This is a genomic window from Streptomyces sp. NPDC001568, assembly GCF_042893755.1.
Lineage (GTDB): Bacteria > Actinomycetota > Actinomycetes > Streptomycetales > Streptomycetaceae > Streptomyces.
Genome location: NZ_JBIAVF010000002.1, coordinates 215,222 through 228,283, shown reverse-complemented (window position 1 = coordinate 228,283; position 13,062 = coordinate 215,222). Strand labels below are relative to the sequence as shown.

Sequence of the window (13,062 nt, the reverse complement as noted above, 5' to 3'; positions counted from 1 at the left end):
AACGGCGACCCCGAGGGACCCGGCTGACCGAGTCGCCCGACACCGCCCCTACTTGGGGTTGGTCACCTCCACCCAGGACTCCCACTTCCCGCTGACGGTGTGGTGCACCACGTACGGGCCGCCGGAGACGGCCGTGGCCTTGCTCAGCTCGGCGAGCACGTGCACGTCGAAGGACACGCCGTTGATGTGGTCGATGTCGTCCGCGAGCACCCTTCGCACGTACCCCTCGGGGTCGGCGCGCATCTGCGCCGGCCCCTGCTCGTCCATGGTGAGTTCGAAGACTTCGATCTCACGCGTCTCGACGTCGACGATGCGCCGCACGTTCGCCATGGGACAGGTCCTTTCGTGGGTTGCCCCCAGCTTGCAGCGAGCGGCCCCCCGGCCGGCCCAACCCGGTCGGTCGCCCGGTCGAGGAGCCCTCGTTCGGCTCACACTCCTCCCCGTCACGCACCGGCCCCGCGACGGCGGGGCCGGGCAAACCGTTCGACGCCGACGCGGGCCGCGACCTAGCCTCGGGCCGTGCACCAACTCACCCTCATCAAGATCTCCTTGACCGTCCTCCTGATCCCCTATGCGGGTCTCGGGATGCTGTGGGTGGGGCGTCGACTGGCCAACCGCAGGGCGTACGCACGCTTCGCCGCGGCCGACTTCGATCCGTACTGGGCCCACATGAAGGCCCATCCCGGATCCTCCGAACGGGCCGCGGCGGCCGCCCTCCTGAACGAGGGGCTGATCCTGCTCGACGACGACGGGGTGGTCCGACTGACCCCGCACGCCTGCGACCTCGAACGGCCGCCCGGCCACCCGCTCGTGGAGGACCTGCTGGAGGTCGTACGGCGGCACGGGGAGCCCGCCGCCCTCGGCCACGTCCTCCGGCAAGCAGAACGCCTCCCGGTCGGTGCCGCCTTCTACCGGGCGTACGAGGAAACATTGCCGCGCGGGGTCGTGCGGCACGAGAGGGAACCGCTGTCCTGCCTGTCCGCGCTGTTCGTGGTCTTCGCGCTGGGCGCCGGGAGCTTCCTGACGGCGGGATTGACGGAGTCCGTCCCGCGGAGCCCGGCCGACTGGGCGGCGGCCCTGCTCGCCGCCGCGACGGTACTCCTGCTGGTGGCGCTGCCCAGGGCGTGGCGGGCGATACGTCCGCGACCGTCCCGGACCGACAGGCTCCGCACGTACTGCCGTTCGTCGACGCACCCCGAGCTCGCGGCGCTGGACGAGCGGCGCGCCGAACTCCTCGACCGCAGCCTCGCCGACCGGGACCACGTCGACCCCGAGGACGCCACCTGGATCGTGCAGTGGCCCACGGCGTACTGAACCCCGGCGTAACTCCCGAGGAACCGGGACCGACCGGTACCCTGACGCGATGGTGAACGACGAGGACCGGATACTCGCGGACGCGCTGGGCGCGGCGGGTGCCATGGGCGGCGGATCCGGCGGACGGTTCGGGGCCGGGCTGGCGGCGCGGTACCTGCGCAAGGACGTCCACGAAACCACGCTGAGCCTGGGACTGCCCCTGGACCGGGCGGCGAGGCACGCCGGCGCGACGCTGGCCCGCGTCGGCCGTCTCCTGGACACCACCCCCGATCCGGGCGGCCCGGGCGCCGGGTCCGTGCTCAGGGCGCTCGTCGGAGGCGGGTTCGCGGGAATGAACCCGGTGGTGGTCACCGTGACCCTGACCCCCGCGGGCCCCGACACCACCACGGTGGCCGTCCGCGGCGCGGCGAAGGAAGGCCTGATCAAACAACACGCGGGCCGCAAGACCACCTGCCTGGTCACCGACCTGCTGTCCGCTCCCGGAGCCCCCTGACCCCCGGGTCCCGGTACGGCCCGGCGATGAGGCTCGGAGGCGGGACGACCCTGGCCGCCTGCCTGGTGCTCTCCGGCACCCGTGTCGACGTCAACGGCTCCGTCCGGCGCCACCTGGGGGCCCGGAACGTGTCCTTCGGCCCCACGGCGACCGCCGTGGATCTGACCGGCATGGAGTACGGCGGGATCACTCCGCTGGGCCTGCCCGCGGACTGGCCGCTCCTGGTGGATCCTGCCGTCGCCGAACTGCCCCACGTGCTTGTCGGCAGCGGCAGCCGCCGCGGCAAGCTCATCGTCCCGGGACGGTTCTTCGCGCGGCTGCCCGGCGCCGAACTGGTCGCCGGCCTCGCCGTGGGCACGGGTGCGGACGGCCGGTGAGCGTCACCACCCCCTCGGCCGAACGGGACTTTCCGGACGGGCCGCGCCGCCCTAGGACGTCCGCCAGGTCGGCATGCCCGCCGGGGCTCGGCGGGCCATCACCTGGGCGAGGGCCCGGTGGATCTCCTCGGCCTCCCGCCGGACCTGGCCCGGTACATCGCCCCGCTCCCGTATGAGCTGGTCGTAGATCGGCGCGTCGCTGCTGATGCTGCTCACTTCGGACTTCGCTCCCCTGAAGCCGGCGCCTTCGGCCGGGCGGGCACAAGTGTAGGGGTGCGCCCTCCCGGCGGCGGAACGAAGACCGCCCCCGATGGACGCGGAAGGGCTTCGGACCGGCCACCGAACCGCGCGACGGGCGTGGCGCGAGGGCCTTTCCACCGGGGGCGAGCAGGTCCGGCGCCTTCCCGGCCCGGCACGCTCAGGGCGCGCTCCACCGGCCTGTGTTCGGCGGGAACCCGCTGTTCATCGCGCACGTCACCTTGGCGCCGCGCGAAGCCTTCGGCAGCTCGAAGGGCAGTCCGGAGAGCACAAGGGCGATCCCGCACGCGCAAGCCGTGGCGCGACGGTCCTCAGGGCCGCAGGGCGCGGCGCACGGACATGCCGTGGTAGCGGCGCAGCCGGTACGCCTCCCAGACGGACAGGGCCGTCACCGTGACCGGCGCGCCCATGACGAAAGCCAGGCGGGCCGCCGGCGGTACCTGGTCGTAGGTGCCGTTGACCAGGTCGAGGACCGCCATCTCCCACACGAGCAGGGTGGCCAGGATCGGCGGCACCAGCTCGTGGATGTCCGCGGTGCGGAAGACGTGGACGAGCGAGAGCCCGATGCCGTACACGGAGAACCCGAGCGCCCACAGGAACATCACCCCCATGGCGATCTTGCCCGGGAGTCCCACCACGTCGCGCAGCCCCTGCGTCTCCGGTGCCACCACGAGCACCGCGCTGCCCATGGCGGCCATCAGCGCCAGGACGGCTCCGAGCGAGCGCAGGGCGCGCCGCAGGTAGAGGCGACGTACGGGGCCCCGGGCGGCGGCCGCGAAGGAGCCGACCACGACCGGGAAGGTGCAGGCCAGTACGAGCACGCTGTCCCAGCTCTGCCCGAAGCGGTCACTTGCGACGGCCCCGACGTCCTGGGCACTGGCGACCGCCGAGTAGGTGAACGTCAACGCGAGCCACGCGGCGGCGCCGAGCAGCGTCCGCCAGAGCTGGAGCTTGCGCACCAAGGGGTCGAAGACCGCGTCGGGACGGGAGGGCCGGAACACGCGTTGGGCGGCGTACAGCGGGTTGAAGACGAACCGCACCAAGTTCTGGAACCGCGTCGGCCCCACCGGGGACGGCGGGACAGGAGCGTACGGGTAGTGGCCCGGATACGGGCCCGCGGGCGGGTACGGGTATCCCTGCGGCGGTACCGGTGGCGCGGCGGGCGCCGGCGTCCGACCGGGCCGCGGGGGCGGTCCGCCGCCCCGGCCCTCCGGAGGACCGTGGTATCCGCCGCCCGTGTACATGCTCATGTTCTCCACCCCTGCCGCACCGTCCTGTCGAGCACCCGCATGCTACTGGCGGCCGTACCCGTCTCCCGGCCCCCGGAACGGGTGGAATGCCGTGACGGGCCGGGATCTTGAGCCGTTGTCTCTCCATGGACGATTTCATGGTGAAGATCCCGGCCGACTGGCTCTCCCGGGTGTTCCTCTCGCTGCGCCGCGGAACCTCGGACGACGCCCAGGCGTTGGCCGCCGAGCTCCAGCCGTTCACCGAGAAGCCCGGTCAACGGGTACCGGTGCCGCGGAGCACGGTGCTGCGTACCGAGCTGGCCCTCCAGGGGGAGTTGCGGCTGGTGGCGGAGGACGCACGGCGGGAGGAGCTGTCCGAGCAGGCCCGGTACCTGGTCAACACCCGCCTCAACCCGTAGCGGGCGCCCACCGAACGACGCAGGGACCGGCCCCGCCGGCCGGTCCCTCAGTCCTCCGCCCGGCCTCAGGCCAGGCGGGTCACCAGGCGGGAGCGCATCTCTCCCGCCGCTCTGCGGACCTCCTCGGTCTGCCGGTCGTCCTCCAGCACGCAGAGGAGCACCATCAGGGCCCGGGCCTCGTCCCCGCTGATCAGTTTCAGGCGCGGCTCGGTCACACCGTCGAGCAGCACGTCCAGCAATTCGTCCATGCCCCGAACAACGGCGCACGGCCCCCGCACGTCACACCGCACGGCACTCGGCGACCCGGCTAACGGGCCCGCGTGCGCAGGGCGACCGCCAGCACCGCGGGGTTGTCCGGGGCGCTGACCAGGGGGCGCGCGAGGCGGGCCGTCTCCACGCAGACGAATTGCCGGTAGCCGTCGTCGGTGAGGTCCGCCATCGTGTGCGAGAGCTCGGGGCCGGGATTCCAGACCACGACGTCGCTCTGGTTCCGGTGGCGCACCTCGATCGTGCGGCTCAGCCCCTCGTCCTGGACCAGGGAGACGTCGACCGGCTCGGTGTAGACCCGTTCGACGCGGCCGACGGGCCGCAGTTCCTTCTCCGCCGTGCCCCGCGCGTGGAGCAGGTTGTCGGTGTACCGCTCTCCCAGGTCGGTGATGCCCACCGCCCCGATGTCACCGATCCGGAGGTAGGTGTGCAGGGCGGCGGTGGTCTCGTAGTCGCCGTGCGCCTCCAGTTCGATGTCGCAGGTCGCGCCGAGCACGATCCGGGCGACCAGCGTGAACGCGTGCGGCCACAGCGCGCGGGTCTGCTCGGAGTCCCGCAGGCCCAGGGTCAGCCGCACGCCGTCGGCGGACTCCTCGTACGCGTCGAGCTCCCACCGGGTGGTCCGGGCGAACCCGTGCGAGGGGCTGCCGGCCGGTCCGAACCACGGCCAGCAGAGCGGAACCCCGCCCCGTACGGCCTTCCCCTCGGTCCACTCCGTCTTCTCGCTCAGCCACAACCCGGGCTCGGCCCCGGTGGGCTGCCAGCCGACGACCTGCGCACCCTGGAGGGTGACGGCGCCGCGCACCTCGGGGTGGTCGACGACGAGCAGGGGGAGCTCTCCGATCCGGCGCAGGCTGACGGAAGGCGTCAGCTGTTCGGCGACGGGGAGGGCGAGGAAGTTCTCGTTCATGCGGTGACTCTTCAGAACGGACGCCCGCCCCGTCAAACCGGCGCCGCGCGCGGACCCGCAGCCGATCGTGTCGGGAGAGTGACCGCGTCGGCGAGGAGGCCGGGTTGTACGACTGGGCCGCTGGAGGGCCACGGGCCGGCGCGGTCGGCCCGCACCGCGTCGAAGAGCGCGGCACGAGCCGGGTGGCCGGGCGTCGTCACGGCCGCCGGGGCGAGCGCCTCGTCGAGCCACTGCACAGGACGGGGCGGTGGCCGCGCCTGCGTCCGAGGGGTCCGTTCATGCGGGCGGTCCCGGCACCCGGCGCCAGGACCGCCGACCGGATTCACACGACGCCGCGCGGGCGCTTCAACGCCGCCAGTACGGCCCGGGGGTCGAACCCGAGGGATCTGATCTCCTCGTCCGCGCCGGCGGCTTCCTCACCCCGGCCCATCAGGGCCAACTGCTCCCCGTACCCGGCGAGCGCCGTCGCGAGCAGTTCCTCCCACCCCTGTTCCAGAGCGCACATCCTGCGTGCGGCGGACAGGCCCTCGGTGCGCAGGGCGAGCGCTATACCGGGCCGGTCCCAGAACTCCTGGGAGCTGTATGCGTACAAGGCCTCCACCAGCCGGGGCAGGTACGCGAGCGGACTCACCTGGACGAGGACGCGGTAGGCGGCGACCTGCCGGCGTACCGGCAGGGTCCCCGATGCGAGGAGGGCCACCCTGGCCCGGAGGACTGCGTCGTGATTGATGTGCGCCGTGTGATCCATGACGATGATTCTGAAAGCCGCACAGGTACCCAAACAAGGGCAATCGCCTGTGCCGTTCGTCCTACGAAAATGCCGTCTGACCTGTCATGATGGAAACGTCTTCACCCCTGTGCCCCCTCGACGGCCCGTCAGGACCTTTCGTGCGGGGGTCGAACCGCGATGTGACGAGATGTCATTGGGGGCGTTCGGGTGGAAGGGAACCCCCTGCGCAACCACATGCGGAGAGTGATGAGTCCTGACGTTCAGTGACGATCTCGGGAGGTTCGATGACCACCGCACCGACGTACGCACTCTCGTCCCGAACGCCGAAATGGGCGCTCGACCCCTACCGTTTTCCCGGTCTGCAAGGCCTGGACGCGGACGATGACACCGACCGCACCGCCGAACCGCCGGCCCCGCCCCGTACCGACGACCCGCACGGGTGGGCACGCTGAGGAAGCCCGGGTGCACCGGCAAACCCCCTGAACGACCGACCGCCCGCCCGTGCGGCCGTCGGAGCGGCGTGCACGGTGCGGGCGGTGTGGTGGGTGCGGTGCGCGGGTGGTGCGTGATGGGTGGTGCGTGGTGGCGGGCCGCAGGCCCGACCGATCAGGCCTCGGACGTTGCCGTTGCGCCGGCGGTCTTCTCCTCCTTCGGCGCCTCCGGCGCCGGACGGTCCGCCACGGGCCGGGGAGCGGTGTACATCACCGAACCCTGCTTGTTGTCCTTCTCGATGAGCCCCTTCTTGGCGAGGCCCTCCAGGGTGTTGCGCACCACCTGGGTGGAGGTGGACCGGCTGGGGTGGGCGGCCGTCAGCTCGGTGGACACCTCACTGACCAGCCGGGGCTCCGCCGCACCCGTCAGCAGGGCCAGCACGAGCTCGCGCAGCGGCGGTTCGACGACCTTGGCGGCCTTCGGCGCGGCCGGCTTCTCCGTGGCCGGGGCCGTGGCTGCCTTCTCCGCCTTGACGGCGGCCGCCTTCGCGGCCTTGGCCGGGGCGGCCTTCGCGGTGGTGGCGGGGGCGGTCTTCACGACGGTCGCGGGGGCGGTCGCCTCCGGAGCGGCCTTCGTCGAGGTGGCCTTCGCGGGGGCCGCCTTGGCCTCGGTCGCCTTCGCCGGAGCGGCCGCGACCGCGGCGCTCTTCGCGGCCGTTGCCGGCTTGGTCTTCGTCGCCGTAGCGGTCCTCGCCGTGGTGGCCCCGCCCGAGGGCTTCTTGGCCGGGGCCGCCTTCCGGGCGCGGGGCGCCGTGGCCGACGCCTTCTTCGCCTGACGGGGCTTGGGAACGGCCCGGGTCGAGGCCGCCGCGGTCTCCTCGGCGGCGGGGAGCGGGACCGCGGTCACGGCCGCCGGGGTTGCTCCCGCGAGGAGCCCCGCCGGAGGAGTCGCACCCTGCACGCCGCAGAGCCAGTCCTCGTCCGCCTTCAGTTGCTTCAGCCGTGCTTCGAGCTCCGTGATCCGCGAGGAGAGGTCCTCCTGTTCCTTGCGGTTGGTCTCCAGATCGGCGGCGAAACGCTCCGCGTACAGGCTTTGGATGGGCGTGGTGTCCAGCTCGTCTGCCATGTCGGCTCGCTCTCCTGTGAGACCTGGTGTGTTGCTGCCGGATGGTACTCACCTCAGAGCGGCTGTAGTTGGCTCACGGCAAGATCCGCCCCGATCGGGGTCCAGGAAAGCGACATCCCGGCAACGAGCGGCGCTGAAACGCTCCTTCCGCACCGGCCGGAACGTGCGCGAAGGCCATGGGAGAGATGGTGCTCCCATGGCCTTCGCCTGTCGCGCACGCCGCGGGGGGTTTGCGGGGCATGCACCTGGCGCGACATGAAGAGAAACGATCCGGCAGAGCTGAGGTCACGGGGTGCGGCAACCGGATTTCGGCAGGGTGTGCGCCGGCCGGGGGCCGGGCCCACCGGCCACGGCGCGGCGTACCGGTATCGCGGGGGGCGGTGGTTCTAACCTCGGCGCATGGCTGAGACGTTCGACCACACTCCGCAGGTATGGACCGCAGGTCGCCTGCGTGACGCCCTCGCTGACCTGCCCGACGAAACCCCGATCCACATCGGGGTCGCGGACGGGCCCGGAGATTTCGAAGGATACGGCGAGTACGTCCTGGTGGACGCCGAGCCGGTCGAGATGGACACCACCCACAGCACGGACACCCGCAGCACGGACGCCAACGGGCCCGAGGGGGTGCCACCGGTGCAGTTCACCCTGTTCGCCGACGCGCGAGCCGGTGCCTACTACGTCGACGTCGACTGAACGCCCCGCCTGCCCCCCGTCCCACACCGTCACGCCCCGCCCGGAGCAAACCCGTCCCGGGTCGGGCAGGATGAGGCGGGTGGACACGACGGAGCCGCACGCATCGACGGAACGGGCCGAGCCGGCGGAACCCGACGACCTGACGGAACGGGCCCGGGCGCTGTCGGCCCGGGGCGGCCGGCGGATCCTCGGGATCGCCGGACCGCCGGGCGCCGGCAAGTCGACCCTGGCCGATCGGTTGGCCGCCGACCTCGGGCCGTCCCTCGCGGTGGTCGTACCGATGGACGGCTTCCACCTCGCCGCCGCCGAACTGGCCCGGCTGGGGCGGGCCGACCGCAAGGGGGCGCCCGACACCTTCGACGCGGCCGGCTACGCCGCTCTGCTGCGCCGCCTGCGAGACGCCGACGGCAGCACGGTGTACGCCCCGGCCTTCGACCGTACGATCGAGGAACCCGTCGCCGGGAGCATTCCCGTAGCGCCCACCGTGCCGTTGGTGATCACCGAGGGGAACTACCTGTTGCACGACGCGGGGGAGTGGGCGCGGGTTCGGCCGCTCCTCGACGAGGTGTGGTACCTCGCGCCCGACGAGGCCCTGCGCGTCGCCCGACTGGTCGACCGTCACGTGCGCCACGGCAAGGACCCCGCGCACGCCCGCTCCTGGGTCGCCCGCTCGGACGAGGCCAACGCGCGGCTCGTCGCTCGCGGCCGCGAGCGCGCCGACCTGGTCGTCGACATCGGCTGAGCCCGACGCGGCCGCGGATGCGATCATGGAGCTGACCCGCACGTGCCCGACCAGGCAGAACGGACCTCGCGGCGGCGGCGCCGGCCGCCGCGGCGACGGCGGTCGGCGCCGCCGGGGTGTGCGCGAGGGTCGACCTCGTGCGGGGTGCCGACGGGGCCCCGGTGGTGCTGGTGCTGGTGCTGGAACTGGAGCTGATCGAGCCCGACCCCTTCCTGACTGCCTCCCCGGGCGGAGTCGACCGCTTGGTGGCAGCGGTCGCCCGACGGGTTGCGGTCGACCGGGCCGGCGTTCTCGATCTAACGCCGGTACACCCTGAGCTGGGAGACTTCGTACGACATCTCGGTGGCCGAGGGGTCCGGGGCGGGGTGGTAACGCCCCGCGCAGACCGACAGGTTGACGATGAGGTAGGCGCGCCAGGTACGGCCCACACCCCTGCCGTCACTGAAGACGCGGGCGCCGTTGACCCACCAGACGACCGAGTTGCGGCCGAACTCGACCTTCAGGTCCACCCAGCCGCCGGGGCGCACCGAGGGGTCGCGGTGGTAGCGGTGGCCCTCGCGTACGTGGTTGGAGAGCTCCAGCAGGTCCGGGTTGTCGGGGTGGTACTCGAATACGTCGATCTCCTGGCCGCCGTCCCGCCAGGTCCAGATCGCGGGCCACGCCCCCCGCTCGACCGGCAGTTTGACGCGGGCTTCCAGCACGTCGCCCGTGCGGACCATGAAGCCCTCGTCGCTGCCCTCGGTGGTGAGCAGGCCGCTGTCCCAGTTGCCGTCGGGGCGCAGGGTCGCCCGGAAGACGCCGCCGCGGCTGTAGGCGGGGTCGGCCGTGAGGTGGTCGAGCTTGTTGTCGCGCGGGTTGACCGGGCCGCCGCCGGGATACGCCCATGAGCGACCGGCGATCCACTGGGTGGGGGAGGCGAAGTCGGCGGTGAAGACGGGGGCGCGGCGCGGTGCGATGACCGCCGCCGCTCCGCCGCCACCCCCCTTGGGAGTGAGACGGCGCGTGAGGCGCCGCAGCCATCCGGGTGTGTCCGTGTCCATGAAGCTGTTCTGCCCACGGCGAGCGGAATCCATCCTCCGTTTTTCACGGTAAGTGATGGGGTGGATGCGTTGGGCTACTTTCGCGGCGGGATCGTTGCCGGTGCTCGACGTGGTGCGCGAGGATGCACGCGTGTCCGACGTGAAGCGTGAACTCGACGAATTGATGCGGACGTTCCTCGGTGCGTTCGACAACACCGGGGGCGGCCGGCCGCGGTTGGAAGCGGTGCGGGAGGTGTTCATCCCCCAGGGGATGATCATCAAGAACGTGGGGGGCGAGCCCGTCGTCTACGACCTCGACGCGTTCATCGAACCCCGGGCGAAGATCCTCACCGATGGCACCCTCACGGAGTTCCGGGAATGGGAGGTCGACGAACGGACCGAAATCTTCCAGTCGATCGCGCACCGGTTCAGCGAGTACCGCAAGTCGGGTCGCCTCGACGGGAAGCGGTTCGAGGGCACGGGCCGCAAGACCACCCAGTTCGTCCGGACGCCCGCCGGCTGGCGGATGAGCTCCATGGCCTGGGACGACGTCCTGGCAGACCCCGTGTGAAACGCGGTGGTCGCGGATGGTCGAGCACGCGGTGTGCGGGAGCTCGACGCTGATGGGCGGAACAGGCCGTCGGCCGGCGCCGCCGGGGCGATCACCCGCTCGGCGGACGGCCCTCCGCTCGCGTTCGCGACCGCGCCGGCGACGCCCACGGTCGGTAGGAGGGCGAGGAGCCGGACCGCCAGGAGCGCCGCCACGAGGTGAATGCCCCCCTCGACCCTGAGGGCCCCGGATGGTCGGGTGAACAGGTGCGGACAGGACTGGACAGTCGCCGTCGCCGCCGGGCATGGAAGGTGGACACCACCCGACATGAGGCTGTGCGTCATGAACCAAGGACGCACGAAGGACGGGCCCGCCGCCCCACCCCGCCGGGGGGCCGCGCTCGCGGCGCTGGCCGCGGCGCAGTTCACCGTGATGCTGGCCACCTCGATCGTGAACGTGGCGCTGCCGCAGATCCGTTCCGGGGTCGGCCTGTCGGACGGCGGCACCACCTGGGTGGTCAACGCCTACAGCCTGGCCTTCGGCGCGCTGCTCCTGGCCGGGGGCCGGGCCGGGGACCTGCTCGGCCGCCGCCGGCTGCTGATCACCGGCCTCGCGGTGTTCGCGGGGGCCTCGCTGACGGCGGGGCTGGCCGACTCCCCGGAACTGCTCATCGTCGCCCGCGTCGTGCAGGGCGCCGGCGCCGCCGCCATCGCCCCCGCCGCGCTGGCCCTGACGATGGACCTCTTCCCGCCCGGCCCCGGGCGGGGCAAGGCGCTGGGGGTATGGGGCGCCGTCTCCGGCGCCGGGGGAGCGAGCGGCGTCCTGTTGGGCGGGGTGCTCACCCAGGCGTGGGGCTGGCCCTGGGTCTTCCACGCCGTCGCGCTCGGCACGCTGCTGGTCCTCGCCGCCGTCGCGGCGCTCGTGCCCCGGTCGGCCGACCGGGCGGCAGGGCGGTTCGACCTGGTGGGGACCGTGACCGTCACGCTCGCCCTGACCTGCCTGGTCTGGGCTCTGACCAGCGCACGGGCCGCCGGCTGGACGGACGCCTGGGTACTGGCCGCCCTCCTGGGGGCCGTCGTACTGCTCGCGCTGTTCGCCCTCATCGAGCGCCGGCGGCCGGACGCCCTGATACCGCCCCGGCTGTTCACCACCGGTCGCGTCGCCGCGGGCAACGTCCTGATGGCGTTGCTGGGTTCCGTGTGGATCGCCCTGTTCTTCTTCCTGCCGCTCTACCAACAGCAGGTCCTCGGCATGAGCCCTATGGCCACCGGGGCGGGACAACTCCCGCTCGCCGCCGCCAACATGCTCGGGGCGGTCCTGGCCCCCCGGCTCTCCGGCCGCATCGGTGCCACGGCCACCCTGACCGGCGGACTGCTCGCAGAGGCGGCCGGTCTGCTGTGGCTGTCCCGGATGAGTGCGGACGGGAACTACCTCGCCGACGTCCTCGGTCCGAGCGTCCTGGTCGGCCTCGGCCTGAGCATCGGCTTCGTCCAACTCACCGCGCTCGCCGTGGACGGCGTGCCGCGGCAGGACGCGGGCCTGGCCGGGGGACTGGTGAACACCACCCGCCAGGTCGGCGGGGTGATCGGCCTCGCCGCCCTCGCCACCCTGGCCGGATCCGTCACCGCCCACGCGGCCCTCCGGCAGTCCCCGGCGGAGGCCCTCACCTCGGGCTACCGGGCGGCCTTCGCGGTCTCCGCCGCGATCCTTGCCGCCACCGCGCTCCTCGCCCTGCCCCTGACCCGCCCCGCCCGCCATTGCGGCGGCGCCCGCCCGGCGTCCGGGCCCGCCCCCGCGCCTTCGCCCGCGGCGCCGTCCGGGACGCGGCCCGCAGCGCCGTCCGGGACGACCGAGGCGGTGCCGCCCGGGACGCCTGCAGCGGTGCCGTGCGGAAAGGGCCGGTCCGCCGGCCGAACGCCCGCCGCCTGACCCCCGAACCGCCTTCCCCAGCCCGATCCGTGCCGAGCACCGACAAGGACCACCATGCACACCACCATCGACACGACCGCCCCCGTCGTCGTCAGCCTCACGACGGCGATCGAAGCCCCGCTCGCCACCGTCTGGGAGCTGCACACCGACATCGACGGCTGGCCGCTCTGGAACACCGGCATCGACCGGGCCCGGCTCGACGGCCCGTTGGCCGTCGGAGCCGGGTTCACCTGGCTCACCCACGGGCTGGACATCACCTCCACGATCCGCGAGCTCGTTCCCGGGCAGCGGATCGTCTGGGGCGGGACCGTCCAGGGCATCGTCGGGATCCACGTGTGGACGTTCGAGCCGTCCGGGGCCGGGGTCGTCGTCCGTACCGAGGAGTCCTGGAGCGGTGCCCCCGTCGACGCCGCGGTCGACGAACTCGCCACCGCCCTGAAGACCTCCCTGCGGGACTGGCTCGACCGTCTCAAGGCCCGTGCCGAGCAGCCCGCCTGATCCGCATGCCGCCCGCAACCGCAGTCACTGCTCCCGCCGCAGCCACAGCCACAGCCACCAGTAACGCCGATGAGACA

17 protein-coding genes and 1 pseudogene are annotated in these 13,062 nt (G+C 72.8%); 10 read left to right on the top strand and 8 right to left on the bottom strand.

Annotated elements, in window-relative coordinates; genetic code table 11:
- Nucleotides 1-48: 48 nt before the first annotated feature.
- A complete protein-coding gene (locus ACFY0I_RS04180) occupies nucleotides 49-330 on the bottom strand; it encodes a hypothetical protein (RefSeq protein ID WP_388889869.1) in 282 nt (93 codons plus the stop codon).
- Between the two features lie 189 nt (nucleotides 331-519).
- Here ACFY0I_RS04180 and ACFY0I_RS04175 point away from each other — a divergent pair, with 189 nt between their 5' ends.
- The 3 genes and pseudogenes from ACFY0I_RS04175 to ACFY0I_RS04165 form a co-directional block, all read left to right on the top strand.
- Nucleotides 520-1,314, top strand: a complete 795-nt coding sequence (locus ACFY0I_RS04175) for a hypothetical protein (RefSeq protein ID WP_388889867.1) — start codon at nucleotides 520-522, stop codon at nucleotides 1,312-1,314.
- A gap of 49 nt (nucleotides 1,315-1,363) precedes the next feature.
- Complete coding sequence (locus tag ACFY0I_RS04170) at nucleotides 1,364-1,807, top strand: hypothetical protein (RefSeq protein WP_388889865.1); 444 nt, start codon at nucleotides 1,364-1,366, stop codon at nucleotides 1,805-1,807.
- A 23-nt stretch (nucleotides 1,808-1,830) separates the two neighbouring features.
- Nucleotides 1,831-2,184 (top strand): annotated as a pseudogene (locus tag ACFY0I_RS04165) (YbaK/EbsC family protein); the annotation flags it as partial.
- Between the two features lie 51 nt (nucleotides 2,185-2,235).
- On the opposite strand, the gene ACFY0I_RS04160 reads toward ACFY0I_RS04165, so the two are convergent.
- Nucleotides 2,236-2,400 carry a hypothetical protein gene (locus ACFY0I_RS04160; protein ID WP_362884498.1) on the bottom strand — a complete coding sequence of 55 codons (165 nt, stop codon included), beginning with the start codon at nucleotides 2,398-2,400 and terminating at the stop codon, nucleotides 2,236-2,238.
- 353 nt (nucleotides 2,401-2,753) lie between these two features.
- Complete coding sequence (locus ACFY0I_RS04155) at nucleotides 2,754-3,482, bottom strand: hypothetical protein (RefSeq protein ID WP_388890653.1); 729 nt, start codon at nucleotides 3,480-3,482, stop codon at nucleotides 2,754-2,756.
- Nucleotides 3,483-3,829: 347 nt separating this feature from the next.
- Between ACFY0I_RS04155 and ACFY0I_RS04150 the strand changes: the two genes are divergently transcribed.
- Nucleotides 3,830-4,090, top strand: coding sequence for a hypothetical protein (locus ACFY0I_RS04150; protein ID WP_388889862.1), 261 nt, complete (start codon nucleotides 3,830-3,832; stop codon nucleotides 4,088-4,090).
- Nucleotides 4,091-4,155: 65 nt separating this feature from the next.
- On the opposite strand, the gene ACFY0I_RS04145 is transcribed toward ACFY0I_RS04150, so the two are convergent.
- The 3 genes from ACFY0I_RS04145 to ACFY0I_RS04135 form a co-directional block, all read right to left on the bottom strand.
- Entirely contained in the window at nucleotides 4,156-4,338 is a 183-nt protein-coding gene (locus tag ACFY0I_RS04145; protein ID WP_388889860.1) for a hypothetical protein, read from the bottom strand.
- Between the two features lie 59 nt (nucleotides 4,339-4,397).
- The gene (locus tag ACFY0I_RS04140) at nucleotides 4,398-5,267 is read right to left on the bottom strand and encodes a D-hexose-6-phosphate mutarotase (RefSeq protein WP_388889857.1); all 870 of its coding nucleotides are present in this window, start codon (nucleotides 5,265-5,267) and stop codon (nucleotides 4,398-4,400) included.
- Nucleotides 5,268-5,589: 322 nt separating this feature from the next.
- Entirely contained in the window at nucleotides 5,590-6,015 is a 426-nt protein-coding gene (locus tag ACFY0I_RS04135; RefSeq protein ID WP_388889854.1) for a hypothetical protein, read from the bottom strand.
- A 266-nt stretch (nucleotides 6,016-6,281) separates the two neighbouring features.
- Here ACFY0I_RS04135 and ACFY0I_RS04130 point away from each other — a divergent pair, with 266 nt between their 5' ends.
- Nucleotides 6,282-6,449, top strand: coding sequence for a hypothetical protein (locus ACFY0I_RS04130; RefSeq protein WP_388889851.1), 168 nt, complete (start codon nucleotides 6,282-6,284; stop codon nucleotides 6,447-6,449).
- Between the two features lie 154 nt (nucleotides 6,450-6,603).
- Here ACFY0I_RS04130 and ACFY0I_RS04125 read toward each other — a convergent pair whose 3' ends face one another.
- Nucleotides 6,604-7,554 carry a hypothetical protein gene (locus tag ACFY0I_RS04125; RefSeq protein ID WP_388889848.1) on the bottom strand — a complete coding sequence of 317 codons (951 nt, stop codon included), beginning with the start codon at nucleotides 7,552-7,554 and terminating at the stop codon, nucleotides 6,604-6,606.
- Between the two features lie 399 nt (nucleotides 7,555-7,953).
- Here ACFY0I_RS04125 and ACFY0I_RS04120 point away from each other — a divergent pair, with 399 nt between their 5' ends.
- A complete protein-coding gene (locus ACFY0I_RS04120; protein ID WP_388889845.1) occupies nucleotides 7,954-8,247 on the top strand; it encodes a DUF6225 family protein in 294 nt (97 codons plus the stop codon).
- A gap of 79 nt (nucleotides 8,248-8,326) precedes the next feature.
- On the top strand, nucleotides 8,327-8,989 hold the full coding sequence (locus ACFY0I_RS04115; RefSeq protein ID WP_388889842.1) for a nucleoside/nucleotide kinase family protein: 663 nt from the start codon (nucleotides 8,327-8,329) through the stop codon (nucleotides 8,987-8,989).
- A 296-nt stretch (nucleotides 8,990-9,285) separates the two neighbouring features.
- Here the strand turns inward: ACFY0I_RS04115 and ACFY0I_RS04110 are convergent, their stop codons facing one another.
- Complete coding sequence (locus ACFY0I_RS04110; RefSeq protein ID WP_388889839.1) at nucleotides 9,286-10,029, bottom strand: beta-glucanase; 744 nt, start codon at nucleotides 10,027-10,029, stop codon at nucleotides 9,286-9,288.
- Between the two features lie 130 nt (nucleotides 10,030-10,159).
- Between ACFY0I_RS04110 and ACFY0I_RS04105 the strand changes: the two genes are divergently transcribed.
- The 3 genes from ACFY0I_RS04105 to ACFY0I_RS04095 all read left to right on the top strand — a co-directional run bounded on the left by ACFY0I_RS04105 (nucleotide 10,160) and on the right by ACFY0I_RS04095 (nucleotide 12,985).
- Entirely contained in the window at nucleotides 10,160-10,579 is a 420-nt protein-coding gene (locus tag ACFY0I_RS04105; RefSeq protein WP_388889837.1) for a DUF4440 domain-containing protein, read from the top strand.
- A 321-nt stretch (nucleotides 10,580-10,900) separates the two neighbouring features.
- A complete protein-coding gene (locus ACFY0I_RS04100) occupies nucleotides 10,901-12,487 on the top strand; it encodes an MFS transporter (protein ID WP_388889834.1) in 1,587 nt (528 codons plus the stop codon).
- Between the two features lie 54 nt (nucleotides 12,488-12,541).
- Nucleotides 12,542-12,985, top strand: a complete 444-nt coding sequence (locus tag ACFY0I_RS04095) for an SRPBCC family protein (RefSeq protein ID WP_388889831.1) — start codon at nucleotides 12,542-12,544, stop codon at nucleotides 12,983-12,985.
- Nucleotides 12,986-13,062: the final 77 nt, after the last annotated feature.